Source organism: Eubacterium callanderi, assembly GCF_900142645.1.
Classification (GTDB): Bacteria; Bacillota; Clostridia; order Eubacteriales; family Eubacteriaceae; genus Eubacterium; species Eubacterium callanderi.
Window position 1 is genome coordinate 15,493 of record NZ_FRBP01000015.1, and the last position, 22,706, is coordinate 38,198.

Here is a 22,706-nt window from a genome sequence, read left to right on the forward strand (position 1 = left end):
GAAAAGTGAAAAAAATATTTTATATTTTCTTGCTAGTGTTGCTTATGGCGTGCTTTTGCAGTCCCGTTTTCGCGGAAGAGGATGTCCATCAGGGCAATATGGTAATTCATTATACGGCGGAGAAGGAAACGCCGGCGCAGGAAGTCTCAAAAGGAGATGGAAACCGGGTAACCACGCCTGCTACAGGCAATACCGGTTTGTCAAACCTGCTCACGATATTGGTAATTGCATCAGCAGGAGACACACTGATGTTGATTATATTAAAAATAAAAAGGAGGAAAGCACAATGAAGTGTACAATGAAAAAGATTGCGGGTGTTATCGCTTTAACCGCAATGCTCAGCACCGTGGCGTTACCAGTTTTCGCCGCAGAAAGCGCAACCGGAGGAATCAACGTTACGTATAAAGCGAATTCGGCAACGACGGATAAGGCTGACTGGCTGGTTTCCTATCCGAAAACAGTTACGGTATCCGACTATAATGACACCATTGCAAATGGTGTATCACTGGATTTTAAGTTGTTGAATAAAAATTCCGGTGATACTGGTGAGAATCCTTATACAGGAGCAAGGACAGTTGCCGTGACCATTGACACCTACGACAGCACGACCGGTATCCCTATGGCTCCGGGCAGCGGAGCAACCGGAAACGCGGCTCTGGGTATGGCTGTTGGCAGCACTGAATTAACCACCGTGAACAAGAAAATTGCGGATTTAAAACAAGGCGGTACTACAGGCACAGCGACGGCATTCTTAAAGACTAGCGATAAGGCAGAAGGCACGTTCAATGCTAATGTGGGCTTCACTTTCACAGACGACAGCGCAGGCATCTAATTAAACACTTAGAACACCATGGAGTCAGTCCTTTCATACGGCTGGCTCTCTTTTCAAGTTAGGGTAAGGGAGGAATGACTTATCAGGTATCAAGCGTGTTCCGGCTCTGCCGCAGGGCGTGAGTATAAGGATAAAAGCGGCGCTGTATGGCCCTATATCAGTGAGAAGGAGCTGCAGGCGCTGTTCCCCAATGGGGGCTTTAATATTTTTTCTGATCTGGATCAAGAAAATGGCCGGACAGCAGGAGACCTGCTGGAGGCCCAAGAGAGCCGGGCTTGTCTGAGTCCGTATAAAACAAGGCGCTCCTGGCTTAAAACCGTGGTCGGATATGTGCCCGTGGTAGATGAGGCTGGGGAAGAGGGCTTTGTCCGCATCATCGGCCGGGCGTGGTACAAACTGTTATTTATTGTGTTAGCGGTGCTTGTCTGTATTACAGTCTTTGTGGCAGGCATCTGGTTCGCCAGACAGGATGAAGTGCCGGGATTGGACAAGACGGCGGTTTCCTATCATATTGATGGTGTAAAAAATACCGACAGCGAGTCCATCCTGCTGCCGGGGATGGATGCGCTGAAGGCTCAAGCGGGGGATCCCCATGTGAAGGAGGCGCTTATCAATCCAGATGGGAATGAATGTTACTTTACCTACAGCATTAAGCTTGCGGATACGGGTGAGGAGCTGTACCGCTCTGGCCTGATCCCCCCGGGAAAGGCGGTTATGGAGTTTGACTTAAACCGTGCCCTGAGTGCCGGGGAGTATCCCGTTGAGGTCACTGTCAGAACGCGGGACCTAAAGGATGTGAATATTGAGTATAATGCCGGGAATATTGACACGCATTTAGAAGTAGCGGAGTAGGAAAAAGGAGAGGTCTATGGAATATGAGTATAAAAAAATAAAAGGTATGTCCAGTACGCTGAAATCCCAGGACGGCGGCATCTGGAATTATCTGCCGCATAAAGTATTCCTTGAGAAAGGGATGGAGAAGAAGCGTGTCATTTTTGGTGACGTCACAGGAAAAAGCGGCAGTGAGGCCACGGAGCGGATATGTATGCAGCAGAAGGGCAGCACAAAAACCATGCGGATGTATCCTTATAGCGGGCGTTTGTCTTTTTTTGATAAAGTTCTCGGCTACATGGCAGCCGCTTCGCCAACGGGCAAAGTGGGATTTGTGAGGATTCGAAAAAAGAACCCCCTGAAGCTGGCTCTTGTCATCGGGCTTTTGCTTGTGCTGCTGGTTGGGGGAATTACCTTCGCGTTCTGGAACAGGGGGCCGTCTCTGGATAAAAACGCCATTGCGTATCAATTACCAGGCCAGGTAAAAAATACAGACCCTAACTCGATTCTGCTGCCGGGGTATGATGTGCTGGAAATGAACGAGGCAACCCAAACTGTAGATGCGGCGCTTTTAAACCCTGATGGAAATGAGTGTTACTTTAAATATATCATTACACTCAAGGAGAATGGGGAGGAGCTTTACAGGACAGGGCTTATCAAACCCGGCACGGCTGTGGTGGGCTTTAAGTCTGTGAAGAAACTGGAAAAAGGGTCATATCCTATTGTTATCAAGATAGAGGCTGCGGATTTAAAGGATACGGAGCACTTATATAACGGAGGCGCCATTGAAGCTGATTTAGAGGTGAAATAAAGCGATGAAAAAATTATTGTGTTTGTGTTTGTTCTTGCTCGTACTCATGCTGGTGGGAGGCTGTGGTATGAAAGTGACAGCGGATCATGAATCAAAGGCAGGGGCGGGCATGAAACTGCAGATGAACGCAATTACCTTTACGGCGGATAAAGCTGAGAAGCTTAAGGAGGTAAAGCCCGCGAACCCGAATGGATACTATAACTATTATGAGGAACAGGAAGGGTATACGTACTTTGTGGTGACGGGAAAGGCTGAAAACGAGGGCTCAATGGCGCTCGATACAGATAATATCCTTGTGCGCGGCACGCGTGGTAATATAGAATATAAAGGAAAGCTTTTATTCTCAAATACGGAAGAGAGTGATCTGGTCAATAAAATGGAAAAAGATGCGGAGCAGACATTTTATTTTATTCTACTGATAAAGGATGGACAGGAGCCGCCGGATACGATAGAAGTTTTTTATAATGATGACTTTGGAAAGTCACAAAAGGCAGAGCATTATGATTATTCTGTACGCTGGCCATTGGACAGTCTGGATTTAGAATAATATTTAAAAAAGCAGGCGTTTCCCAGAGAAACGCCTGCTTTTTTTCATATCCTTTTTCATATCCTTTTTCATATCCCCAACAGCGCCAGCGCAGTCTCCTCATCGGTAAACAGCGCGTTCACCAGCTTTAATGAGAGCACAGCGTGGATAATATCCTTTTTATAAACGCCCTCGGCAATGCCAATGCTGGTCCGCGCGTTGGCGCTGGCTTTGAAGATATTTGCCCGGATCAGCCTTCTTGTGAAATCTGTATCAATGGGGTTTCCGTTGACATCGAGGTATTGAAGGGCAATATCGCCCATGACCTGTCTGGCCTTCAGCTCAGCGATGTCGCCGGGTTTAAAAATTCCGAACTGCGGCTGGGAAGAAATTTCAAAGGTACCCATGCCCAGAAGCAGGATATCGGCGTGCTCTCCCATGTACAGGAGCTTTTGCGTCTGGCCGTTGTTCATCAGGGCTTCATATTCCTCCTGCGAGCTGCACACAGCTGGAGCGTGGATAACTTCAGCGACGCCGTTGATGGTCTTGGCCAGGCGGATGCTGCTCAGGTTGGGGAAAAGGTCCATGGTATTGCCAAAGCTGCCGGCCAGAGGAACAACCTTTACCTTTGGAAAACACAGGGACTCGGTGGCGGAGATAAGCCTTGAGACGCTGGTGCCCCAGCCGACGCCAACGACGTCTTCTGGCCGCAGCTCTGAAATAAAATAGTTGGCGGCGGCGAGGGCCAGGTCGTCTCTGGTGGCATTCTCGCTTTTGATGACGCCGACATGCTTGATGTAATACTTGTGCATGAGCGCGCTTTCCAAGGCTGCGTTTTCGGTAAAGGGCGTCATGACTTCAATTTTTACAATACCGCTTTCCTCTGCGCGGGCCAGGAGTTTTGAAACCCATGGTCTTGAAATATTCAGCTTTTTTGCAATTTCCTGCTGTGACAGTTTTTCTTTATAGTACAGATTTGCGATGAGGATCATTTTATTAAACATGGAATCCGATGATTCGATTTTATTCATTTTTGTCTTCCTTTTCTCAGTGGCTTAGGGCTCTATCATAACAGAAGCACATTTGTTACTAAACCTAGTTTGATTATACGTTAAGCATTGTTAAAAAGTCAAGAAATATAAAGGTTTCGGTTTAAAAAACAAAAAAATATTGACACACATATGTTATTGTTGTATGATGTTGGTATCAAAAGTTACAGTCGGGAACGAATGTATCTCATGGGGGAGAATACAGTCCTGGCTGTACAAAAATTTAAGGGGGTAATACAATGAAACAGTTGGATTGCGTATTAGGGATTGATATGGGCACCGGTGGTGCGCGTGTAGGTATCTTTGATTTAAAGGGGACGCCAATCGTATTCTGTGAGGAGCCTTATCCGCTGTATACGCCAGCATCCGGGCGCGCGGAGCAGAACCCGGATGAATGGTGGGCGGCAATCTGTAAGGCGTCACGCAGGGCCATCAAGGAAAGTGGCATTGATCCATCCTGTATCAAGGGGATGAGCGTGGACACCACCTGCTGTACGGTGCTGCTGTCTGGAGATGATATGGTGCCCTTAAGGCCTGCGATTATGTGGATGGATATCCGTGCTTCAGAGCAGGCGAAGCGCATGTACGAAACCGGTCATGATGCGCTGAAATACAATGGATACGGCATGGTTTCGGCAGAGTGCCTGCCGGCAAAAGCCCTCTGGCTGAAGGAAAACGAGCCGGAGCTGTACCACAAGGCCACACGCTTCTATGAATGTACAGACTGGCTCACCTACCGTTTAACAGGCGAGTATACTGCCAGTATCAACTGTGCTTCCAGCCGTTGGTATTACAATTCGGAGGAGGGCGGCTATCCGGTTGATTTTTATAACACGATTGGACTGGAGGATCTGGTTGAAAAGCTGCCGCCGCGTGTTCTCGCAATGGGTGATCTGGTCGGCGGGCTGACTGCCGCCGCAGCTGAGGAGCTTGGCCTGGTGGCCGGCATTCCGGTGGGTGAAGGCGGTGCGGATGCCTTCGTCGGCGTCATCGGCCTCAATGCGGTTCAGCCTGGAAAGCTTACGCTCATCACAGGCTCGTCGCACCTGCACATTGCCCAGGTGAAGGAAGCCATCCACAGCAAGGGTGTCTGGGGCTCCTATCCGGATGCCATCGTCAAGGGGCTGCAGATGGTCGAAGGGGGACAGACCTCGACCGGTTCCATTGTCAACTGGCTTAAGGAGCAGCTCTGCGGCAATCTGAAGGTACAGGCGGCCGAGGAAGGGTGCAGCGTCTATGATATTCTGAACCGTGAGGCGGAAGCCCTGCCCATCGGCGCGGATGGTATCATCGCGTTGGATTTCTTCCAGGGGAACCGCACACCACATGTTGATCCGGATGTCCGCGGCATGTTTTACGGACTCTCTCTGGGGCACACGCCAGCGCATATGTACCGCGCGGTCATTGAGAGCATCTGCTATGGTACGGAAACCATCATTGATTCTTTCCGTCAGGCAGGCTTTTCACCGGACGGCATTGTGGTTTCCGGCGGCGCGGTCAAAAGCCGGTTCTGGCTCCAGACCCACGCGGATGTCTGCAATGTGCCGATTATTGTTACAAAGGTAACAGAAGGCCCATGCCTTGGCTCAGCGATTCTCGGCGCTGTTGCCGGCGGCGTTTATCCGGATATCCAGACGGCTGCCGAGTCCATGACGACGGTTGATTATACCGTAGAGCCAGATCAGCAGCGCCATGACGCTTATATGTTCTACTATGAAAAATATAAGGAATTTTACGCACTGGCCAAAGACTGGATGCACTCAGTCACCACACACAAATAAGATAATTGACAGAAAAAGGAGGATACTATGGCATTAGTATCAGCTTCAATCCTGGCCTGTGACCAGACAAGAATTGGAGAACAGATCATCAAGGCTGAGGCGGCTGGCATTGACTATATACACGTCGACATTATGGACGGCGTGTATGTGGAGAATATGACCTATGGCCCCCAGCTGGTCAGGGATTTAAAAAAGATCAGCGGGCTGCCTGTATCTGTGCATTTTGAGGTCTGCCATCCGGAAACTTTTTTTCCAATCTTCGCGGACTGCGGAGCAGATATCGTGACCTTTCAGCTGGACGCCTGCGCTAACCCGCTGCATCTGATCCAGGAGATCAGGAAAAGAGGGATAAAAGCCGGTATCGGAATTGGGCCAACCTACGGCACAGAGCGGCTTGCCTATCTTTTGCCCTGTATTGACTGGCTGATTATGATGAGCGCGGAGCCAGGCTATGGCGGGCAGCCGCTGAACCCATGTATCTATGAAAAGCTGCGGGAGGCTCAGGAAATCATGGCAAAAACAGGAAGCCGCGTCCCGGTGAGTGTGGACGGCGGTGTCAACGGCAGCAACGGCCAGGGACTGGTCGAGGCTGGCGCCGACGTACTGATTGCCGGCAGCTATGTATTCCAGGATGACGCGGTGGAAGAGCGGGTGCAAAACCTGAAAAATTTATAACAGCAGGAGGATGCAATGTTAGTCACATCAAAAGAAATGTTTAAAAAAGCGCAGGAGGGCGGATACGCCATTCCAGCTCCGAATTTTATTGATCTGGAATCTCTGCGCTGGCATGTGGAGACAGCTGAAAAGCTGAATGTTCCGTTGATTCTGCCGCTGGCGGAGGCGCATATCGGGGAGAATATCACCCTTGAGGATGCAGCGCTTGTGGGAAAAAAATACGCGGCGGAGGCAAAGGTGCCGGTTGCGCTGCATCTGGACCATGGGACGAATCCCGAAATCATTAAAAAGGCTGTGGACCTTGGATTCACCTCAGTAATGATCGATGCGTCCATGGAATCCTTTGAGGAAAATGTCCGCAGAACAAAGGAAATTATCGCCTATGCCCACGCGCGGGGCGCGGTGGTTGAGGCGGAGATCGGACATGTAGGCGCTGGTGAGAATTACGAAAATCACGATGAGTCCGATTCACAGTACACCACTGTGGAGGAAGCCAGACGCTTTGTTGAGGAAACCGGCGTGGATTCCCTGGCCATCTCCATCGGGACAGCGCACGGTATGTACAAGGGCATCCCGGAAATCAATTTTGACCGTTTAAAAGAAATTGCCAGGGCCATCGACACACCGCTGGTGCTGCACGGAGGCTCCTCCTCAGGAGATGAAAACTTGGCCAGATGTGCGGTAAATGGTATTTCCAAGATCAATATTTTTTCGGATCTGCTGGCTGCAGCTATGAAAGCACTGGAAGAAGCCCCGCCGAAAACCTACCTTGATGTGAAGGCATTGTCAAAGAAGGGCATGCAGGAATGCCTGGAGCACTACTATTCTGTCTTTGAGACTAAAACAATTGACTGACAGACCAATCTGGAGGATAAAAATGACTGTATATAAAGAACAAATTAGCGTAGAATCCCATGGAAATACCCCAACCTATATTAACATTACGCCGCAGGTCCGCGAAGCCATTGCTAAAAGCGGCATTAAAAACGGCACCTGTAGCGTGATCTCACCCCACACCACCTGTGCGGTTTTCTTTGAAGAGTTTGTGCACGATTATACCGAGGATGGAGATGAGTATCTTCAGGCTGATCTCAATGATGTTCTGGAAAAAATTATTCCAAATCAGGTAAGCTGGGACCAGTACCGCTACCCCGGTGAAAAGCATTTTGAAGAAGTTGAAAAATGGCCGAACATCGAGTCCTACCTCCCGGGGGGTGACCGGACTGCCATCTGGAACTGTGACGCCCACATTAAAGCCACTTTGATCGGCGCAAGCGAGGTGTTTGACGTGGACGACGGAGCGCTGGGCGTTGGAAAAACAGGCTATATCTATTTTGCGGATTTTGACCGTGCCCGCCCGCGGGTGCGTCAGTGTAAAATTGTGGTGATGGGGGAATAAAAATGAAAAGAAAAGTACGCGCGCCCTTTTTAATTGTTAATCCCAAGGCATACATTTACGGAGAAGAATCTGTGGCGCTGGCAAAGGTCTGCGATCAGCTTTCTGAAGAGTATGATCTGGACATTCTCTTTACCGCCCAGCATGTGGATATTCAGAAAGTCGCCGACGCCACAGAGCATATCGTCGTGACCGCCCAGCACATGGACGGCATTGTACCAGGCCGGGGGATGGGCCACATTTTACCCGAAGGGCTTAAGGCTGCTGGCGCTCAGGCCGTTGTTTTAAATCATGCGGAGCACCCTGTAACCACCACGCAGCTTGACAAAATCATCAGGCGCGCCGATGCGCTCGACATCGTGACCATCGTGTGCGCTGATTCACCAGAAGAATCAAAAGCTGTCGCACAGTTAAAACCAGATATGATGATCTGCGAACCCACCAGCCTGATCGGGACAGGCAGCACGAGCAGCGAGGATTATATTAAAGCGACAAATGACGCGGTGAAGTCCATTGACGATACAATTCTGATCGTTCAGGCTGCCGGAGTCAGCACTGGTGATGATGTTTACCGGGTAGTCATGGAAGGTGCCCATGGAAGTGGCGGCACCAGCGGTATTCTAAACGCGCCAAGCCGAAAAGGAAAGATCGTTGAGATGCTGGACGCTTTGAAAAAGGCACAGAGCGAACTGAATAAAAAATAACCAGGCTTTTTACCGCCGGCACATCAGTGTCCGGCGGTTTTTTATATATGTGTTGGGATTAAGAGAAGTTGAAAGCAGCTCAGGATAATGTTAACATAAGGAAAAGACAGATTATCAGAAAGATAATTTGATGAAAGAACAAAAGGAGAACGGTTTGATGAAAGCTAAAGAAACGCCACTTCGGCTGAAAAAATTTACAGATCAGGACATTCCGCTGTTGACTGAATGGCTGGGTGCGGAGCATATAAAGCCCTGGTTCACTGATCCGCAGGCATGGCTTGACGAGGTGAGAGAGCGGGAGGGAGAGTATAGCTGGATACACCACTATATCATCTGTGGAGACCGCGGGTCCATTGGCTTTTGCCAGTACTATCCCTATTGGAAAAGCGGAGAGGACTGGCATGGGAATATTCCGGTGGAGGGCACTTACAGCATTGATTATCTTATTGGAGAAGTGGAAAATCTGAAAAAAGGCTATGCCAGTGCGGCTGTGCGGCTACTGGGGGAGCTTATCGCGGAGGAAAGGGACGCTAAAAGAATAATCGTCCAGCCCGAGACAGACAACCATGCCTCCCGAAATACGCTGCTGTCCGCCGGATACAGCTATGACACGGCGAATGGGCTGTTTTTACTGGAAATATAGCAACAGATTAAAATAAGGGAGATGATTTTTATTTTTTAGTGATTAACATCGAAAAATACATCAAAACAAAAATGCTGCTATAAAAGAAGAAAAAAATATATTATAATGAAGACAGATGAGAGGACAATAAAAATCAGATTTTGGAAAAGAGAGGGAACGTATGCTCATTGATATTATAAGCACGACGCTCCGGGTTGTCGTCTGTTGTATTGTCTTCGCCTACTGCCTGTTTACGCCCTTCAAAAGCCGGTTTCGTTACAATAATCTTGTGACGGCAGTTTTAGCCGGGCTATTGACAGCCATTACGGTCGTGGTCATTGTTTTGTTTTTAACCTCTGGGAAGTTTTTAGTAAAGTACAGCAGCTTTGGGATCGTGCTGTGGATTCTCACAGCAGTGGCAATTTTCCGCATCGCTATTAAGGGCAGTTTTTTTGAGATATTGTTCATTGTTTTGATGGTTTTAAACCTGTATGTCAATATTGTCGCCATTGCCAAGGTGATTGTCAATTCCCTGAGTCTGAATTTGCCGTTTTCGATGGTCTATGCTCTCGTGGTGATCGGTGTGCTCATCGTGTGTATCCCGCTGCTCTGGATTTTGATGGTGCGGCTGTATAAGCAGGTGGTTGAGTTTGAGGGGAATTTCAGTTTTTGGAAGTATATCTGGGTGATTCCGGCGCTGATTTATATGATTTTCTTTGTGAAAATTGTTGGAGATTACTGGAAAGCCCATGTGCCAACCAATGGTGTGGATATTACATTCACGGTTCTCTGGGCTGTTACCACCTACACATTCTTTCTGGTGACCCTCCTGATGCTGATTCAGACCTACAGGGGAATAACGGCCGCGCAGCAGACAAAGCTTATTTCATCCCAGCTGCGGATGCAGGAGGACCAGTATCAGCGGATGATTGAAAATGTGGAAAATAACGCCAGGCTCCGGCATGACTGGCGGCATCACCTGCTGTCCATTGACAGCTTTCTGGACAATAAGGATATGGAGGGGCTGCGGAATTATATGAAGGCCCTTGCTCCGGAATACTTAGCCGGAGAGGATATTTCCTTTTGCCAGAATCCAGTGGTCAACGCGATACTGATGCACTATTATACTGTGGCCAGTGCAGAAGGAATCGTGGTGACGGTAAAAGCCAACGTGCGGGAGTCCCTCGATATCCAAGATACGGATTTGTGTATTGTCTTTGGAAATCTTGTGGAGAACGCTGTGGAGGCCTGCGCCACCCGTGAAAAAAATCCCAGGACAATTGAGATCAAGGCGGACGTGGAGGGCAGACAGCTGGTGCTGGCCATTCGGAACACCTATCAGAGGGCAGTGATTTTCAGAGACAAGCAGTATTATTCCACAAAGCACGAGGGCGAGGGTATGGGCATTGCCTCGGTAAAAAGGATTGTGGAAAAAAATAAGGGAGTGATGGAAATCCACTATGATGAAGATAACTTTACGGTACAGGTCATGCTGAAGATGATTCAGGGAGATAATGAGGTGCGCAAATGCAGATAGGCGTCACCATTCCGCTTCAGAAATTTTTAAAAGCGTCCAGCCCGCCCTATGGACCGCCAGAGGATCTTTTTTACTGCTGGGAGGCCCATGTCATATTTTTTCAGGGAAAGGAGACGTTGGTCGCCGTGAATGCGAGCAGTCGTTTTGCCGTTGTCCTCTGGGGAATGGCCGCTGCGGACTGGGCCGGTTATCCTGAGCTGCTGAAGGAAGGGATTGCCCTTGGGCTCAGCGGCGAAGGTTATACGGACGAGCAGGTTCAGGCTTATTTTAAGAGGGCAGGCAGACTCAGTGTCACAAAGACCCACGGCCGCCGTCCGGTAGCCGGACTCAACCGGGCAGTAGAGCGCTTGTTTGGCCTGACGGCTGATGCGGATAAAACACGAAAATATCAGGCGCTGCACAGCCGCTTTGCCAATGAGGAGCGGTGCAGCGCGGCGGGTTTTTCGGATAAGGGCTGCCCGCGGGATTTTTTAGAGGAAGATATGAAGCGGACTGGTATCTTAAAGCAGAAAGAAATCTGAAGGGCGGAGTTTCCGCCCTTTTTTAATAAAGTCTTTAGCCTGCTTTTTGCAGCGCAAAAAGAGAGGAAGGCTTTAAGAAAGTGTGCTATGATACAACAGAAAGGAAATGAGGATGGACTGGACAGAACGTTTGAACAAAATCATTGAGTATATTGAGAGCAGTCTGCAGCTGGGCCATGAGGAGATTGACAGGCAAAGGATCGAGCAGCTGGCCGGGTGTTCTTATTCGCTGTTTCAGCGGATTTTCAGCTATATGAACAGTGTCACTCTTGCGGAATATATCCGTAACCGCAAGCTTACCCTGGCAGGGTATGATTTTAAAAGCACAGAGATCAGGGTGTTGGACGCCAGCGTAAAATACGGCTATGATTCACCGACAGCCTTTACCCGGGCATTTCAGGCCTTTCACGGCATAACGCCCACAGAGGCCAAAAAAGAGATGGCTGTTTTAAAGGTGTATCCACGGATGAATTTTGCCAAAGCGAATGATATTAAATGGCGGGTCGAGCACAGGGAAGGCTTTCGTCTTCTGGGCGTTAAGCGCTCCATCAGCTGCCTGAATGGCGAAAATTTCAGGGCGATTCCGGCTTTCTGGAATGAGGTTATGCAAAATGGCAGGCTGGCGCAGATTATTTCGTATACTGAGGGTCATAAACCTTCTGGTACCTTTGGCGTGTTTGGAAATTACCGGGATGGAATGATGGATTACTATATCGCCGGGATCTCTGACAGGCCTGCGGGAAGAGGGCTTGAGGCCATTGAGATTCCGCCGGCAGCCTGGGCTGTTTTTGAGTGTGTCGGCCCGGTGCCGGGCGCAGTCCAGGAGGGATGGAAATTCTTGAATGAGGAGTGGGTCATCAAGTATCCCTTCGACCACGCAGACTGCCCGGAAATGGAGTGGTATTCGGCGGGCAACAGCTTTGCGGAGGATTATAAAAGTGAAATATGGATACCAATTTTATAGAAACAGGAGGCAGCAATGGAGCATTTAGTTTATTGCGATGACAAAGAAAAGGTATTGGAAAAAATTATGGACGGAACAAAGACCATGGTCGTGAGAGGCGCGGCGGGCAGGAAGATTCCCCACAGTCGGGTCTTTGAGGGTGAAAAGCTTTATTTCATGAAAAAGGGCAGCAAGGCCATTTCGGCCAGGGCGGTGGTAAAAAGTGTCCAGAATTATGTCAAGCTTTCAGATGAAGCCATTGATGAAGCCCTTGAGTCGAATCAGGACAGGCTAAATTTATCCGAAAAACAGAAAAAACGCTGGCATAAAAAATGTCTCTGTCTGGTAGAATTTGAAAATGTGGAGGCTATTGAGCCATTGGCCTTCGACCATCAGGGCAATATGGATGACTGGCTGATCGTTGAAAAGATTGAGGACGTGGTGGTGGGGAGCAGCATTCCCTACAACTATGAGAAATCAAAATTCAAATAAAAATTCAGGAGGTAAAAAAATGATTGTAACAAGCACTGGAATTGTCAACGGCATAATTGAGGACAAGTATGGAAAGCACGGCAGCCAGTTCAACGAAAATGGTATGCCGACATACTCTTTACCGCTGAAAATTGAGGACGCTCCAGAGGGTACGAAATCCTTCGCGCTGGTTCTGGAGGATAAGGACGCGTTCCCGGTTACAGGCGGCTTTTCATGGATTCACTGGACAGCGGCAAACATTACGCGTAATGAGCTTCTGGAAAACGAGAGCCAGACCGCCACAGATTTTGTCCAGGGTGCGAACAGCTGTATGAGCATCCAGGGAGGAAGGCAGAGCCGGGCGCTGTCGTCCTTTTACGGCGGTATGGCGCCGCCAAATGCGCCGCATATCTACGAAATGCATGTTTATGCCCTGAATACACTGCTGGAATTGGATAACGGCTTTTATTACAACGAGCTGTACCGCCAGATGGAAGGCCATATCTTAGATCAGGTCACCATCAAGGGAGCGTACAGAGATTGAAAAACCACAGGAACAGCCAGCCTTATGTGATGACCGGCTGGTAACAATTAAGATGCTTCAGTATGAAGCATCTTTTTTAATGTGCCCGCTTAAAACTTCTTTACGTCAAGGTACAATCATCCTATAATAAGCTTAAGGAAGTGGGGGTGAAACTATGAAAGCAGACGGTAAAAAAATGAAGATAGCGGTTGGTGCAGTGGCGTTGACAATGCTCATCACAGCGCTGGCCCTTGCGGCTTATCGTTCAGTCAACACGCCGGAACGGTCTCTTGAGCGCTATTTTGACGCAGTGAGTGGGCGGGATTACGATAAAATGTATCTGCTCATCAGTGATGATTCCAAAAAGACCATCAGCCGGGAGGATTTTATCACGCGGAACAAAAACATTTATGAGGGAATTGAAGCTAGAGACCTGAAGCTGGAGATCATGAGCGTTGAAAAAATTGATTCAAACCAGCGGCAGGCCTATTATAACCTGAGGATGGAAACAGTGGCCGGTGCGCTCGGCAACCCTGGCAATGTGAGGCTGCGGAAGGACAGCTTTTTCGGAGAATACCGGCTTGTCTGGAATTCTGCGGTCATTTTGCCCGGACTCAGCGAAACCGCCAAAGTCAGTGTCACCACAACTGCGGCAGATCGGGGAAGCATTCTGGACAAGGACGGCAATATGCTGGCAGGACCAGGTGCGGCCCCCTCGGTCGGCTTTGTCCCGGGAAAAATAAACGCGGATACCCGGGCTGCCGACCTGGCCGCAGCAGCCGGGCTTTTGGGGATTACCACCGAAGAGATCGAAGACGCACTGTCCGCCTCCTGGGTGACAGCGGAGACTTATGTCCCAGTCAAAACACTGCCCGAAATTGACGCAGGGCTGGAAGCTGCGCTTTTGCAGATACCGGGTGTGATGATCGGAGAAGCAGAGGTGCGCAGCTACCCTTATGGAGAAAAAGCCGCGCACCTGACTGGCTATATTGGTGCCATCACGGCTGAGGAGCTGGAAGCGCTTAAGAATGAAGGCGATTACCGGGAGACGAGTATCGTGGGAAAAGGCGGCCTGGAAAAGGTTTTTGACCGTCAGCTGAGAGGAAAGGACGGAGGCACTATCACCGTCAGTGATACCAGCAGTGACGGGATTAAAACAAGCCGTGTTCTGTGTGAAAGCTCACCGGTGAGAGGTTTTGATGTCCAGACGACCATTGACACCGGGCTTCAGACAGCCCTTTATGATCAGCTTGCCGGGGATAAAAGCGCCGCGGCAGCCGTTAATCCGAAAACCGGCGCGGTGCTGGCTCTGGTCAGCACGCCGTCCTACAATCCCAACACCTTTATTCTGGGCATGAGTGACGCCGAGAGGGACAGCCTGAACAGAAATCCGGACAATCCCCTGCTTAACCGGTTCGAGAAAGCCTATGCGCCCGGCGAGCTCATTCAGCCTGTAACCCTTGGCGCTGGTGTGAAAACCAGCGAGGCGTATGCCGAACAGCTTAAAAAGCTTGGCTTTGGGGAGTCGCTGCCCTTTGATTTCAGCATGGAGGCCTCTAAAATTTCAGAGAGCGGTACAGTGGACAGTGACCTGGCGGCAGCGGGCAGCGGCACGACGGGCATGGCCGCCAGCCCTCTGCATCTGGCGTTGATTTATTCCGCCCTTGTGAATGGCGGTAATATGGTGGAACCTTATATCAAATATGATGCCAACCCCATGGTGAAGTATTGGAAAAAGGATGTGATTTCCCAGGAAAAGGCCGCAGAAATCAGTGAAAGCCTTTTACAGGAGGCAAAGAGCCCAAAAGGAAGGGCTCTTGCGGTAAAAACAGGGACAGCGGTCCAGAAAAACTCAGTGGATACAGCCCTGTGCGTCCTGTTTTATGCGGACCAGACAGAGGAAAGCCCTCTGCTGGTGGCTGCCGTGGCAGAGGGTACTGGGGAAAGGGGCGGCGCCGGCTATCTGGAAGAGAAGATACGCGCGGTTTTCTGAAAAGCCCTGGAAAAGGAATGTTTATTCGGATTTGAGCTTTTTCAGCATTAAAATACAGATCAGGACCGCTGTTGCGAGGATGGCTGCCAGGGGCAGCAGGTTCTCAGTCTTGAAGCCGTTATTGAGCAGCAGCTTGTATCCCCAGGCGGCCGGGAATACTTTTCCGGCTGCCGCCAGTGGACCGGGAAGGAGATCGGCAGAGAACATAATCCCAGAGAGCATAATGGACGGCAGAAAGATAAGCTGGGAAATCATGGTGAGCTTTGCCTGGTTTTTGAGGGAAAGCCCCAGAACGCAGCCCACAGAAAGGGAGACTATGATAAAAATTGTGAGTGCGCCAGAGTATAGGGTCGGGTTTGGCGGGACAGACGCGCCAAAAATAACCGGAGCGGCGAAAAAAATGATGGCAGACATGATCGACAGATGTATAAAAGCGGACAAAAATATGGAAACCATACCCAGGTACAGAGGTACGCCGTTGGCCCTGTAGACCTTTTTTATATCGCTTCCGTATATTTCCAACAGAGATGGCGGCAGACCTATGAGGGCGCCCGTTGATACGCCCATGACAGTCATGGACGGTATCAGGGTTTCCCGGGACTCGGGAATAATGGCAGTAAAGATGCCACCCATGACCATAAAGAACAAAAGCGGCACAATATAGCAGGTGATCAGCAGTGAGCGGCTGCGGATATCCAGTTTCCACTGCAAAACTACGCCGTATAAAAAAGCACTCATTTGATATTCCCCCTTGCGATGTTCATAAAATGCTGCTCAAGGCTTCCCTGATCTATTTTAATATCCAGCACCTCAATGTTTCTCAGCCTGAAATCCTCGAGCAGAGCCAGCATGGTTTCAGCGATGTTGTTCGACGCGAAGCTTTCCTCGCCCTGGGCAGTTTTGATGTGAATCGTGTAGCGTTTTCCAAGCCTGGCGGACAATTCCGCAACGCTCCCCAGAAAGAAGACAGTCCCGTTGTTTAAAATCGCGATGCGGTCGCACAGGCTTTCCACCTCAGCCATGTCATGGCTGGCCAAAATAATGGTTTTGCCCTGGGCTTTCAGCTGGCGGATCTGACCGTGGAGCGATACCCGGCCCTCCACGTCAAGGCCGGCGGTCGGCTCGTCTAAAAATATAATGTCCGGATCGCTGATCAGGGCAAGAGCGAGGTGCAGACGTCGCTTCTGGCCTGTTGACAGCGCAGCGTACTGTTTCTCCGAGAACTCCCTGATCCCAAGAGAAGCAAGCATGGCGGGATTGGCCTGGGTTTTGTTCCATTTAGCAAAGAGCCGTACAGCCTCCAAAGGCCTGATGTTGGCTGGCAGAGAGGAGGATTGAAGCTGAATGCCCATTTTTCCATTTACCACGATGCTGCCGCTGTCATATTTTCTGAGGCCTTCAATGCACTCAAGAGCAGTGGTTTTTCCCGCGCCGTTTACGCCAAGCAGCGCAAAGATTTCGCCTTTTAGAACGTTGAAGCTCAGGCCCTTAAGGACAGTATGGCGGCCATAGCTTTTCTTTAATCCCTTTACCTCGATGGCGGTGCTCATTCGGTCGCCGCCTCAAAGGGATTAAATCCCAGATTTGTAAGATAAATGTCCAGAGCAGGTCCGATAAAAGCATTGGCAGCCGTCTGACTTTGTTTCCATTCATCGCTGGGTCCGTCAATGTCGGCTATTTCCATGAGCTGGGGCAGCATGCTCATGTCGCCGTCTGTAAAATCCATGACCATATTCCAAAAGGATTCCGCCAGCTTCTGCCCCTCCTCGCTTTCGGGCAGGACGCCGGTTTTTTGAAAGCGCACAGCCTGACTGTTCAGCCGCGTGAAGGTGTCCAGCATTGCAAGACCGCGGTCTTTATCGAAGCGGTTTCTGAAATGTTCGAGGGTTTTATCGTCGAAATGCTTGATCAGCCAGTAAAATTCATTTTTCATCTGGAGGTTTATGATAATATCCGCGTATTTTTTAAAATCGACAGACTGCATCTGCAGGATTTCTTCCTTCAATGCCTCGACCGCTGTCAAAGCCTCTGACAGGCTGTTGATCTTTTCGCGGATGGCAGCAGCCTGCTCAGTGAGCACGCCCGCGATGGCCTCGGGGTTTTCGAGGGAAATCAGACGGTTTTTAATGTCATCCAGTGAAAATCCCAGGGACTTTAAGGTTAAAATCTGATGCAATTTAACCATATCCTTGTCGGTATAGAGCCTGCGGCCGCCCTCACTTTCCGATGACGGCGAAAGCAGGCCCTCTTTGTCGTAATATTGCAGGGTACGAACCGTAGTGCCCATCTTTTTGGCAAGATCGCCGACGGTCATGTAGCCCTTTGGAATTGCTCTGTTTTTGCTCATGCCAGATACCTCCTGTATATGCTTGTATTATAGCATGCTACGTTACGTCACAAGCAAGCCCATGTCCTAAAAAGATAAAACGCCATGTGAAAGCAGATGCTTCACATGGCGTTAATATTATGGGCGGTTACAGTCCCGGCAAAACAGACTACTCATTGGTCGGCGCTGCTTTCTTTTTAAAGGGGAGGGAGAGCAAAATTCCAAGGGCAATGCCGATGACCGAGGGAATCAGCCATCCCAGGCCAATGCTGTAAAGCGGAATTTTGGACGTCAGGCTGGTCAGCCAGGGGATGGTCAGGCTTTTTTGATCCAGAGCGTAGATAACGCTGACCACGCCGGTAAACAGGATGGCCGTGGGGTAGACGCGGGAAAAGCCGCCGACCCATTTTTGCAGAAAAGCCAGCAGAATCAACACGATGGCCACTGGATAAAGACAGTTAAGCACTGGAATGGAGATTTCCAGAATTTTGTTCAGCCCCGCGTTTGAGATAACCATACTGATAAAGGCAAAAAAGACAGCCCATTTCTTATAAGAGAACCGCGGAAAAATTCCGCTGAAATATTCGCTGCAGCAGCTGATCAGTCCAACGCAGGTGTTCAGGCAGGCAATCAGGAAGATCAAAGCCAGGATGATGAGCCCGGCCTGCCCGAAAAGGTGCATGACAATCTGGGTCAGCGTCTGCGCGCCGTTGGCGGCAGCGCCAAAGCTGCCGCCGGATAAAGCGCCTACATGGGTCAAAGCCGCATAGACTGCCAGCAAAAGCCCGCCGGCAATCCAGCCAGCCTTGATGGTTTCACGCACGACCAGCCTGTCCTCAGCAATACCGAAAGCCCTTATGTTTAAAGCGATAATAATACCAAAGTTAAGCGCTGCGATAGTATCCATTGTCTGATAGCCGTCCAGAAAGCCCTGGACAAAGGCGTTGGAGGTGTAGCTGCCAGTGGCAGCGCCATAACTGCCCGGCGGAAAAACAATGCAGGCAGCAAAGATAATGAAAATCAAGGCAAGCAGACAGGGCGTCAGCTTTTTGCCGAGCCGGTCTGTGAGCTTGTCAGGCTTGAGGGCCAGCAGCAGTGCCACAGCAAAGAAGACAATGGAGTAGAGCAGCAGTGTGAGACTGCCGTCGCTGCCCCCGGGTAAAAACGGCAGCACTGCCATTTCAAAGGAAGTGCTGGCCGTACGCGGAATGGCGAGGCAGGGGCCGATGGACAGGTAAATTAAAAAGGTGAATGCTGCCGCGAAAGCAGGGTGCACACGTCCCGCCAGTGCGTCCAGGCCGCCGGATTTCGCCACAGCGGCTACCCCCAGTATGGGCAGGCCTATGGCACTGATGGCAAAGCCCGCAAAAGCGATCCAGGCCAGGCTTCCGGCCTGTTCCCCCAGAAAGGGCGGAAAAATTAAATTTCCCGCGCCAAAAAACATCGAGAAAAGCGTAATCCCGATGAGAAAAGTGTTTTTTCGTGATAATTTCTGCATAATATCTCCTGTAAATACAATCAATAGGTGCATTATAGCATAAAATTAAAGGAAATAGTTGTATTATGGCAAGTATACATTGAAGGAGGAAAAGATGAAATTACTATTCAAGCAGCGGCTGTTCTCTTGGTTTGACAGCTACGATATTTATGATGAGGCGGGAGAAACGGTTTTTACGGTGAAAGGCCGTCTGTCCTGGGGACACTGCCTTGAAATTTATGACCGCTTTGGCGAGCATGTGGGGACTGTAAAAGAGGAGGTGCTCACCCTGCTGCCGCGGTTCGCTCTGTATCAGAATGGCCGGGAAATTGGAGAGATTCAGAAAAAATTTACTTTTTTCAGACCAGCCTTCACGCTGAACTGCAACGACTGGAGCGTGGAGGGGGATCTCTTTGAGTGGGAGTACGAGGTGGTGGACGGCCAGGGACGCATGGTCATGCAGGCGTCCAAGCAGCTGTTTAATTTTACCGACACCTATGTGATCGACATTGCAGATCCACAGGACATGCTCCTGTCCCTGATGATTGTTCTGGCCATTGACGCAGCCAAATGCTCGCAGAGAGATTGATTATTTTATCATTTCCTCATAAATACCGATCTTGGCATCAAGGTTTTCGAGATATTCATCCCATTTGCGGCGCTGTTCCTCGACGTATTCACGGTGTTTTCTGAGAATGTCCAGGCGCCTGGCGGCAGTATGGTTACCCTCATAACGGAGGTCGGCGTAAATTTTTATATCCTTTAGCAGCATGCCGGTATCCTTCAGGCGTTTGATGAAGCGCACCCACTCAATATCCTTTTCCGTGTAAAAACGGCGGCCTTGTCCATCCCGCAGGACCCGGATAAGGCCCTTTTTTTCGTAGAAACGCAGGGTATGTTCGCCGATGCCTGTTCTTTTAGTAAGTTCACCAATGGTCATTTTTAAGACTCCTTAATCTTTCGCTTGACTTTGACTATAGTCTAAGGACTACACTTTTATTATAAAAGAAACAGGAGGTAAGATCAAATGGATGACAAAAAGTTTGACAAAGGGCTGGAAATGCTGCGCCGGATTGACGGCGGTGCGGGTGAGGGTGTGATCGCGTCGCTGGAGGACATCGCGCCGGATCTGGGAAGGTATATCGTGGAGTTTGCCTTTGGGGATATTTACCCCAGGGCCGGGCTTACACTGGAGGAGCGGGAGATCATCACCATTGCCAGTCTGCTGACCTCAGGCGGCTGTGAGGCCCAGCTGAAGGTTCACATTAACGGCTCCTTAAATGTGGGGCTTTCCCCGGAAAAAATTATCGAGGTTTTCATCCAGTGTATTCCATACGTGGGGTTCCCAAGAGTTTTAAACGGGGTGGCTGTGGCAAAGGCCGTTTTTGAGGAGCGCGGATTGCAAGACTGAGCACTGCCCGCGCTTGACAGGATGCTCCAGATGGCATATAGTGGATGAAAACAAAAGCGAAGCCATAAAAAGGAGGCGGCCATGGAAAGCGTTTATGACAAAAGAATTTTACTGGTCGATGATGAGCCAGACATCACCAGTCTGGTGGAGACAGCCCTCAGGAAGGAGGGCTTCCGTTGTGTTGACATGGCGTTCACAGGAAAGGAAGCCCTCGCGGCCTGTAAGGAAAATGCGCCGGATGTAGTGATTCTTGACATCATGCTGCCAGATATGGACGGAATCGAGGTTTGCCGGGCGATCCGTGAATTTTCCTACTGTCCGGTGCTTTTTTTGTCGGCGAGGAATGATGATGTGGATAAAATTCTCGGGCTCAGCAGCGGTGGGGATGACTATATCACCAAACCCTTCAGCCCAAAGGAACTGGTTTTTCGCGTCAAGGCCCAGCTCCGGCGGCTGGAATACAATAAAACGGCAGAGGCTGCTGCCGGCCGGCGCATAAGGGTCGGCGGGCTGGAAATTGATGTGGATGGCAGCCGGGTTTATCAGGATGGGCGGGAGCTTGGGCTGACTGCCCGGGAGTTTGGTATTCTTTTGTATCTGGCCGAAAACGCAGGGAAGATCATCAGCAAGGACAGGCTTTATGAACAGGTCTGGGGAGAGCTGAGCGCAGTGTGTGACAATACCATCATGGTTCATATCCGCCACCTCCGGGAGAAGATAGAGAAGGACCCCTCAAGGCCAGCGCTTATCCTGACCGTTAAGGGACTGGGCTATCGGATGGCTGCGGGGACAGGGAAATGAAGCAGTCCGGCTATAAATCTGCTTTTCACATCTATGGGTTATTTTTAATCCTCATGATGCTTATCCTGGCAGCCGGAGCAGGTATGGCGGTCTACGCCGTGACCGTCCAGAAGCCTAATGGGGAGATTGTCCGGAGTGACTGGCCCGCTGAGTTTACCGGGGCTTTTTCAAAGGAAATCATTTTTCAGGAGGGGGAGCCGGTGATCACCCAGAAGGGTTTTGAAATGCTGGAGGATAATGGTCTCTGGCTCCAGATTCTGGACAGTGCCGGCCATGCGGTTAAAGGCGTCTCTGTGCCGGAGGGACAGCCAGAGGAGTATTCGCCGGACAGGCTGCTCAGTACGCTGGACAGCAGTGGAGACAAAGCTGTTTTTTCGGGTGTGTCAGAGGATAACGGCCGGAGCTGGACCTATCTCATCGGTTTTCCCATGGATATTGCCAAGATCACGATGAATGTGAACGCCGGTCATTTTCCCTCGGGCAAGTCATATGTGCTGCTTGGCGCAGGCGCAGTGCTTTTTCTGACAGCAGGCCTCGGGCTGGCCTATGGCTTTGCGGTTACCCGCAGGCTTTCAAAAATGACCAGGGCAGTGGATGAGATCGCTGGCCGCCGTTATATGAAGACTCACGAAGGAGGTGCTTTTCAGGATGTCTATGCCAGCCTGAACACACTGGATCAAACCCTTCGGGAGGCAGAGGAAGTCCGAAGGAAAGACGAGCGGCTGAGGGAGGAATGGATCGCCAATATCACGCACGACCTTAAAACGCCGCTGTCGCCCATACGGGGATATGCCGAGCTGCTGGCCAGTTCAGAGGATACGCCGGACGCTGAGGAGCTTCAAAAATACAGCGCTGTGATTCTGAAGAATACCGCCTGTGCCGAGACGCTTATCAATGACTTGAAGCTTACCTACCAGCTGGAAAATGGCATGGTGCCCCTTAAGCTGCAAGCTTTGGATATCATACGGTTTGTTCGGGAGCTGGTCATCGACTGTCTGAACGACCCCCAGTATGCCGGACGTGCTATAGAATTTGAGGCAGAGGGCAGCCAGATTTTGAACTTTGATCCGGGACTCATGAAGCGTGCCTTAAATAACCTGCTCATCAATACACTTCTGCACAGCGGGAGCGGCGCGAGAACCGGGGTGGAAATTATTTCAGGGATTCCCTGCCAAATCCGGATCTGGGACGAGGGAGTGGGAATGTCTGAAAAACAGTTAAACCGGCTTTTTGACCGTTACTACCGGGGCGCTCCGGCTGCCACAGACAGCGGAGGTACCGGCCTTGGCATGGCCATTGCCCGCGAAATCATCTCGCTGCACGGCGGAAAAATATCGGCGGACAGCTGTCCAGGGCGTGGGACTGTGTTTAGGATCACGCTTCCTCAAAATTAAGATTAAAATAAGATTTGTTGAAAGCAGGCGTAAGGCCGGCGGTTTATTCTTAGCGTAAGCCGCCGGTTTTTTCGTGCGGCAA

General features: G+C 50.2%; 27 protein-coding genes. 21 read left to right on the forward strand and 6 right to left on the reverse strand.

The window, feature by feature from the left end; translation table 11 throughout:
• The first annotated feature begins 5 nt into the window (after positions 1 to 5).
• The 5 genes from BUC22_RS18085 (at position 6) to BUC22_RS18105 (ending at position 3,021) form a co-directional block, all read left to right on the forward strand.
• Positions 6 to 290, forward strand: a complete 285-nt coding sequence (locus tag BUC22_RS18085) for a hypothetical protein (RefSeq protein ID WP_013382750.1) — start codon at positions 6 to 8, stop codon at positions 288 to 290.
• Complete coding sequence (locus BUC22_RS18090; RefSeq protein WP_013382749.1) at positions 287 to 832, forward strand: hypothetical protein; 546 nt, start codon at positions 287 to 289, stop codon at positions 830 to 832. The genes BUC22_RS18085 and BUC22_RS18090 overlap by 4 nt, the downstream gene beginning before the upstream one ends.
• A 336-nt stretch (positions 833 to 1,168) precedes the next feature.
• Positions 1,169 to 1,684, forward strand: a complete 516-nt coding sequence (locus BUC22_RS18095) for a hypothetical protein (protein WP_013382747.1) — start codon at positions 1,169 to 1,171, stop codon at positions 1,682 to 1,684.
• A gap of 16 nt (positions 1,685 to 1,700) precedes the next feature.
• Positions 1,701 to 2,474, forward strand: coding sequence for a hypothetical protein (locus BUC22_RS18100; RefSeq protein WP_013382746.1), 774 nt, complete (start codon positions 1,701 to 1,703; stop codon positions 2,472 to 2,474).
• Between the two features lie 67 nt (positions 2,475 to 2,541).
• On the forward strand, positions 2,542 to 3,021 hold the full coding sequence (locus BUC22_RS18105; protein ID WP_041689958.1) for a hypothetical protein: 480 nt from the start codon (positions 2,542 to 2,544) through the stop codon (positions 3,019 to 3,021).
• 68 nt (positions 3,022 to 3,089) lie between these two features.
• Here the strand turns inward: BUC22_RS18105 and BUC22_RS18110 are convergent, their stop codons facing one another.
• The gene (locus tag BUC22_RS18110) at positions 3,090 to 4,031 is read right to left on the reverse strand and encodes a sugar-binding transcriptional regulator (protein ID WP_013382743.1); all 942 of its coding nucleotides are present in this window, start codon (positions 4,029 to 4,031) and stop codon (positions 3,090 to 3,092) included.
• Positions 4,032 to 4,288: 257 nt separating this feature from the next.
• Between BUC22_RS18110 and BUC22_RS18115 the strand changes: the two genes are divergently transcribed.
• From BUC22_RS18115 to BUC22_RS18170, 12 genes are all read left to right on the forward strand, one after another.
• Positions 4,289 to 5,830 (forward strand): FGGY-family carbohydrate kinase, encoded by a 1,542-nt coding sequence (locus BUC22_RS18115; protein WP_013382742.1) that lies wholly within the window; start codon positions 4,289 to 4,291, stop codon positions 5,828 to 5,830.
• A gap of 27 nt (positions 5,831 to 5,857) precedes the next feature.
• Positions 5,858 to 6,505: a ribulose-phosphate 3-epimerase gene (locus BUC22_RS18120; RefSeq protein ID WP_013382741.1), complete on the forward strand. Its 648-nt coding sequence runs from the start codon at positions 5,858 to 5,860 to the stop codon at positions 6,503 to 6,505.
• A 15-nt stretch (positions 6,506 to 6,520) separates the two neighbouring features.
• Positions 6,521 to 7,360: a class II fructose-bisphosphate aldolase gene (locus BUC22_RS18125; protein ID WP_013382740.1), complete on the forward strand. Its 840-nt coding sequence runs from the start codon at positions 6,521 to 6,523 to the stop codon at positions 7,358 to 7,360.
• 22 nt (positions 7,361 to 7,382) lie between these two features.
• Complete coding sequence (locus BUC22_RS18130) at positions 7,383 to 7,904, forward strand: YjbQ family protein (RefSeq protein ID WP_013382739.1); 522 nt, start codon at positions 7,383 to 7,385, stop codon at positions 7,902 to 7,904.
• 2 nt (positions 7,905 to 7,906) lie between these two features.
• Positions 7,907 to 8,605, forward strand: coding sequence for a triose-phosphate isomerase (locus BUC22_RS18135; RefSeq protein WP_013382738.1), 699 nt, complete (start codon positions 7,907 to 7,909; stop codon positions 8,603 to 8,605).
• Positions 8,606 to 8,762: 157 nt separating this feature from the next.
• On the forward strand, positions 8,763 to 9,248 hold the full coding sequence (locus tag BUC22_RS18140; RefSeq protein WP_013382737.1) for a GNAT family N-acetyltransferase: 486 nt from the start codon (positions 8,763 to 8,765) through the stop codon (positions 9,246 to 9,248).
• 160 nt (positions 9,249 to 9,408) lie between these two features.
• Positions 9,409 to 10,764 (forward strand): sensor histidine kinase, encoded by a 1,356-nt coding sequence (locus BUC22_RS18145; protein WP_013382736.1) that lies wholly within the window; start codon positions 9,409 to 9,411, stop codon positions 10,762 to 10,764.
• Positions 10,755 to 11,285 carry a DUF6933 domain-containing protein gene (locus BUC22_RS18150; protein ID WP_013382735.1) on the forward strand — a complete coding sequence of 177 codons (531 nt, stop codon included), beginning with the start codon at positions 10,755 to 10,757 and terminating at the stop codon, positions 11,283 to 11,285. Before BUC22_RS18145 ends, BUC22_RS18150 begins: the two co-directional genes overlap by 10 nt.
• A gap of 112 nt (positions 11,286 to 11,397) precedes the next feature.
• Complete coding sequence (locus tag BUC22_RS18155; protein ID WP_013382734.1) at positions 11,398 to 12,249, forward strand: AraC family transcriptional regulator; 852 nt, start codon at positions 11,398 to 11,400, stop codon at positions 12,247 to 12,249.
• Between the two features lie 15 nt (positions 12,250 to 12,264).
• A complete protein-coding gene (locus tag BUC22_RS18160; RefSeq protein ID WP_013382733.1) occupies positions 12,265 to 12,720 on the forward strand; it encodes a hypothetical protein in 456 nt (151 codons plus the stop codon).
• A 19-nt stretch (positions 12,721 to 12,739) separates the two neighbouring features.
• Entirely contained in the window at positions 12,740 to 13,243 is a 504-nt protein-coding gene (locus tag BUC22_RS18165) for a YbhB/YbcL family Raf kinase inhibitor-like protein (protein ID WP_013382732.1), read from the forward strand.
• 154 nt (positions 13,244 to 13,397) lie between these two features.
• Positions 13,398 to 15,215: a penicillin-binding transpeptidase domain-containing protein gene (locus tag BUC22_RS18170; RefSeq protein ID WP_013382731.1), complete on the forward strand. Its 1,818-nt coding sequence runs from the start codon at positions 13,398 to 13,400 to the stop codon at positions 15,213 to 15,215.
• 21 nt (positions 15,216 to 15,236) lie between these two features.
• Here BUC22_RS18170 and BUC22_RS18175 read toward each other — a convergent pair whose 3' ends face one another.
• From BUC22_RS18175 to brnQ, 4 genes are all read right to left on the reverse strand, one after another.
• Entirely contained in the window at positions 15,237 to 15,953 is a 717-nt protein-coding gene (locus BUC22_RS18175; RefSeq protein WP_013382730.1) for an ABC transporter permease, read from the reverse strand.
• Positions 15,950 to 16,765 carry an ABC transporter ATP-binding protein gene (locus BUC22_RS18180; protein ID WP_013382729.1) on the reverse strand — a complete coding sequence of 272 codons (816 nt, stop codon included), beginning with the start codon at positions 16,763 to 16,765 and terminating at the stop codon, positions 15,950 to 15,952. Before BUC22_RS18180 ends, BUC22_RS18175 begins: the two co-directional genes overlap by 4 nt.
• Entirely contained in the window at positions 16,762 to 17,562 is an 801-nt protein-coding gene (locus BUC22_RS18185; RefSeq protein ID WP_013382728.1) for a MerR family transcriptional regulator, read from the reverse strand. Before BUC22_RS18185 ends, BUC22_RS18180 begins: the two co-directional genes overlap by 4 nt.
• A gap of 148 nt (positions 17,563 to 17,710) precedes the next feature.
• On the reverse strand, positions 17,711 to 19,039 hold the full coding sequence (gene brnQ / locus BUC22_RS18190; protein ID WP_013382727.1) for a branched-chain amino acid transport system II carrier protein: 1,329 nt from the start codon (positions 19,037 to 19,039) through the stop codon (positions 17,711 to 17,713).
• Between the two features lie 94 nt (positions 19,040 to 19,133).
• Between brnQ and BUC22_RS18195 the strand changes: the two genes are divergently transcribed.
• Positions 19,134 to 19,607, forward strand: coding sequence for an LURP-one-related/scramblase family protein (locus tag BUC22_RS18195; protein ID WP_013382726.1), 474 nt, complete (start codon positions 19,134 to 19,136; stop codon positions 19,605 to 19,607).
• Here BUC22_RS18195 and BUC22_RS18200 read toward each other — a convergent pair whose 3' ends face one another.
• Positions 19,608 to 19,958: a MerR family transcriptional regulator gene (locus tag BUC22_RS18200; RefSeq protein WP_013382725.1), complete on the reverse strand. Its 351-nt coding sequence runs from the start codon at positions 19,956 to 19,958 to the stop codon at positions 19,608 to 19,610.
• Between the two features lie 87 nt (positions 19,959 to 20,045).
• On the opposite strand from BUC22_RS18200, the gene BUC22_RS18205 reads away from it, so the two are divergent.
• The 3 genes from BUC22_RS18205 to BUC22_RS18215 all read left to right on the forward strand — a co-directional run bounded on the left by BUC22_RS18205 (position 20,046) and on the right by BUC22_RS18215 (position 22,624).
• Positions 20,046 to 20,429, forward strand: coding sequence for a carboxymuconolactone decarboxylase family protein (locus BUC22_RS18205; RefSeq protein ID WP_013382724.1), 384 nt, complete (start codon positions 20,046 to 20,048; stop codon positions 20,427 to 20,429).
• An 81-nt stretch (positions 20,430 to 20,510) separates the two neighbouring features.
• Complete coding sequence (locus BUC22_RS18210) at positions 20,511 to 21,230, forward strand: response regulator transcription factor (RefSeq protein ID WP_013382723.1); 720 nt, start codon at positions 20,511 to 20,513, stop codon at positions 21,228 to 21,230.
• Complete coding sequence (locus tag BUC22_RS18215; protein WP_013382722.1) at positions 21,227 to 22,624, forward strand: sensor histidine kinase; 1,398 nt, start codon at positions 21,227 to 21,229, stop codon at positions 22,622 to 22,624. Before BUC22_RS18210 ends, BUC22_RS18215 begins: the two co-directional genes overlap by 4 nt.
• The last annotated feature ends 82 nt before the right edge of the window (positions 22,625 to 22,706 follow it).

What these genes read in the sequence shown, in the direction of transcription:
- BUC22_RS18170 (WP_013382731.1), top strand. Translation starts at nt 13,398, where the DNA reads ATGAAAGCAGACGGTAAAAAAATGAAGATAGCGGTTGGTGCAGTGGCG.
- BUC22_RS18090 (WP_013382749.1), top strand. Translation starts at nt 287, where the DNA reads ATGAAGTGTACAATGAAAAAGATTGCGGGTGTTATCGCTTTAACCGCA.
- BUC22_RS18160 (WP_013382733.1), top strand. Translation starts at nt 12,265, where the DNA reads ATGGAGCATTTAGTTTATTGCGATGACAAAGAAAAGGTATTGGAAAAA.
- BUC22_RS18105 (WP_041689958.1), top strand. Translation starts at nt 2,542, where the DNA reads ATGAAAGTGACAGCGGATCATGAATCAAAGGCAGGGGCGGGCATGAAA.
- BUC22_RS18180 (WP_013382729.1), bottom strand. Translation starts at nt 16,765, where the DNA reads ATGAGCACCGCCATCGAGGTAAAGGGATTAAAGAAAAGCTATGGCCGC.
- BUC22_RS18115 (WP_013382742.1), top strand. Translation starts at nt 4,289, where the DNA reads ATGAAACAGTTGGATTGCGTATTAGGGATTGATATGGGCACCGGTGGT.
- BUC22_RS18135 (WP_013382738.1), top strand. Translation starts at nt 7,907, where the DNA reads ATGAAAAGAAAAGTACGCGCGCCCTTTTTAATTGTTAATCCCAAGGCA.
- BUC22_RS18155 (WP_013382734.1), top strand. Translation starts at nt 11,398, where the DNA reads ATGGACTGGACAGAACGTTTGAACAAAATCATTGAGTATATTGAGAGC.
- BUC22_RS18145 (WP_013382736.1), top strand. Translation starts at nt 9,409, where the DNA reads ATGCTCATTGATATTATAAGCACGACGCTCCGGGTTGTCGTCTGTTGT.
- BUC22_RS18195 (WP_013382726.1), top strand. Translation starts at nt 19,134, where the DNA reads ATGAAATTACTATTCAAGCAGCGGCTGTTCTCTTGGTTTGACAGCTAC.
- BUC22_RS18150 (WP_013382735.1), top strand. Translation starts at nt 10,755, where the DNA reads ATGCAGATAGGCGTCACCATTCCGCTTCAGAAATTTTTAAAAGCGTCC.
- BUC22_RS18110 (WP_013382743.1), bottom strand. Translation starts at nt 4,031, where the DNA reads ATGAATAAAATCGAATCATCGGATTCCATGTTTAATAAAATGATCCTC.
- brnQ (WP_013382727.1), bottom strand. Translation starts at nt 19,039, where the DNA reads ATGCAGAAATTATCACGAAAAAACACTTTTCTCATCGGGATTACGCTT.
- BUC22_RS18125 (WP_013382740.1), top strand. Translation starts at nt 6,521, where the DNA reads ATGTTAGTCACATCAAAAGAAATGTTTAAAAAAGCGCAGGAGGGCGGA.
- BUC22_RS18200 (WP_013382725.1), bottom strand. Translation starts at nt 19,958, where the DNA reads ATGACCATTGGTGAACTTACTAAAAGAACAGGCATCGGCGAACATACC.
- BUC22_RS18130 (WP_013382739.1), top strand. Translation starts at nt 7,383, where the DNA reads ATGACTGTATATAAAGAACAAATTAGCGTAGAATCCCATGGAAATACC.
- BUC22_RS18165 (WP_013382732.1), top strand. Translation starts at nt 12,740, where the DNA reads ATGATTGTAACAAGCACTGGAATTGTCAACGGCATAATTGAGGACAAG.
- BUC22_RS18120 (WP_013382741.1), top strand. Translation starts at nt 5,858, where the DNA reads ATGGCATTAGTATCAGCTTCAATCCTGGCCTGTGACCAGACAAGAATT.
- BUC22_RS18210 (WP_013382723.1), top strand. Translation starts at nt 20,511, where the DNA reads ATGGAAAGCGTTTATGACAAAAGAATTTTACTGGTCGATGATGAGCCA.
- BUC22_RS18140 (WP_013382737.1), top strand. Translation starts at nt 8,763, where the DNA reads ATGAAAGCTAAAGAAACGCCACTTCGGCTGAAAAAATTTACAGATCAG.
- BUC22_RS18205 (WP_013382724.1), top strand. Translation starts at nt 20,046, where the DNA reads ATGGATGACAAAAAGTTTGACAAAGGGCTGGAAATGCTGCGCCGGATT.
- BUC22_RS18100 (WP_013382746.1), top strand. Translation starts at nt 1,701, where the DNA reads ATGGAATATGAGTATAAAAAAATAAAAGGTATGTCCAGTACGCTGAAA.
- BUC22_RS18185 (WP_013382728.1), bottom strand. Translation starts at nt 17,562, where the DNA reads ATGAGCAAAAACAGAGCAATTCCAAAGGGCTACATGACCGTCGGCGAT.
- BUC22_RS18215 (WP_013382722.1), top strand. Translation starts at nt 21,227, where the DNA reads ATGAAGCAGTCCGGCTATAAATCTGCTTTTCACATCTATGGGTTATTT.
- BUC22_RS18175 (WP_013382730.1), bottom strand. Translation starts at nt 15,953, where the DNA reads ATGAGTGCTTTTTTATACGGCGTAGTTTTGCAGTGGAAACTGGATATC.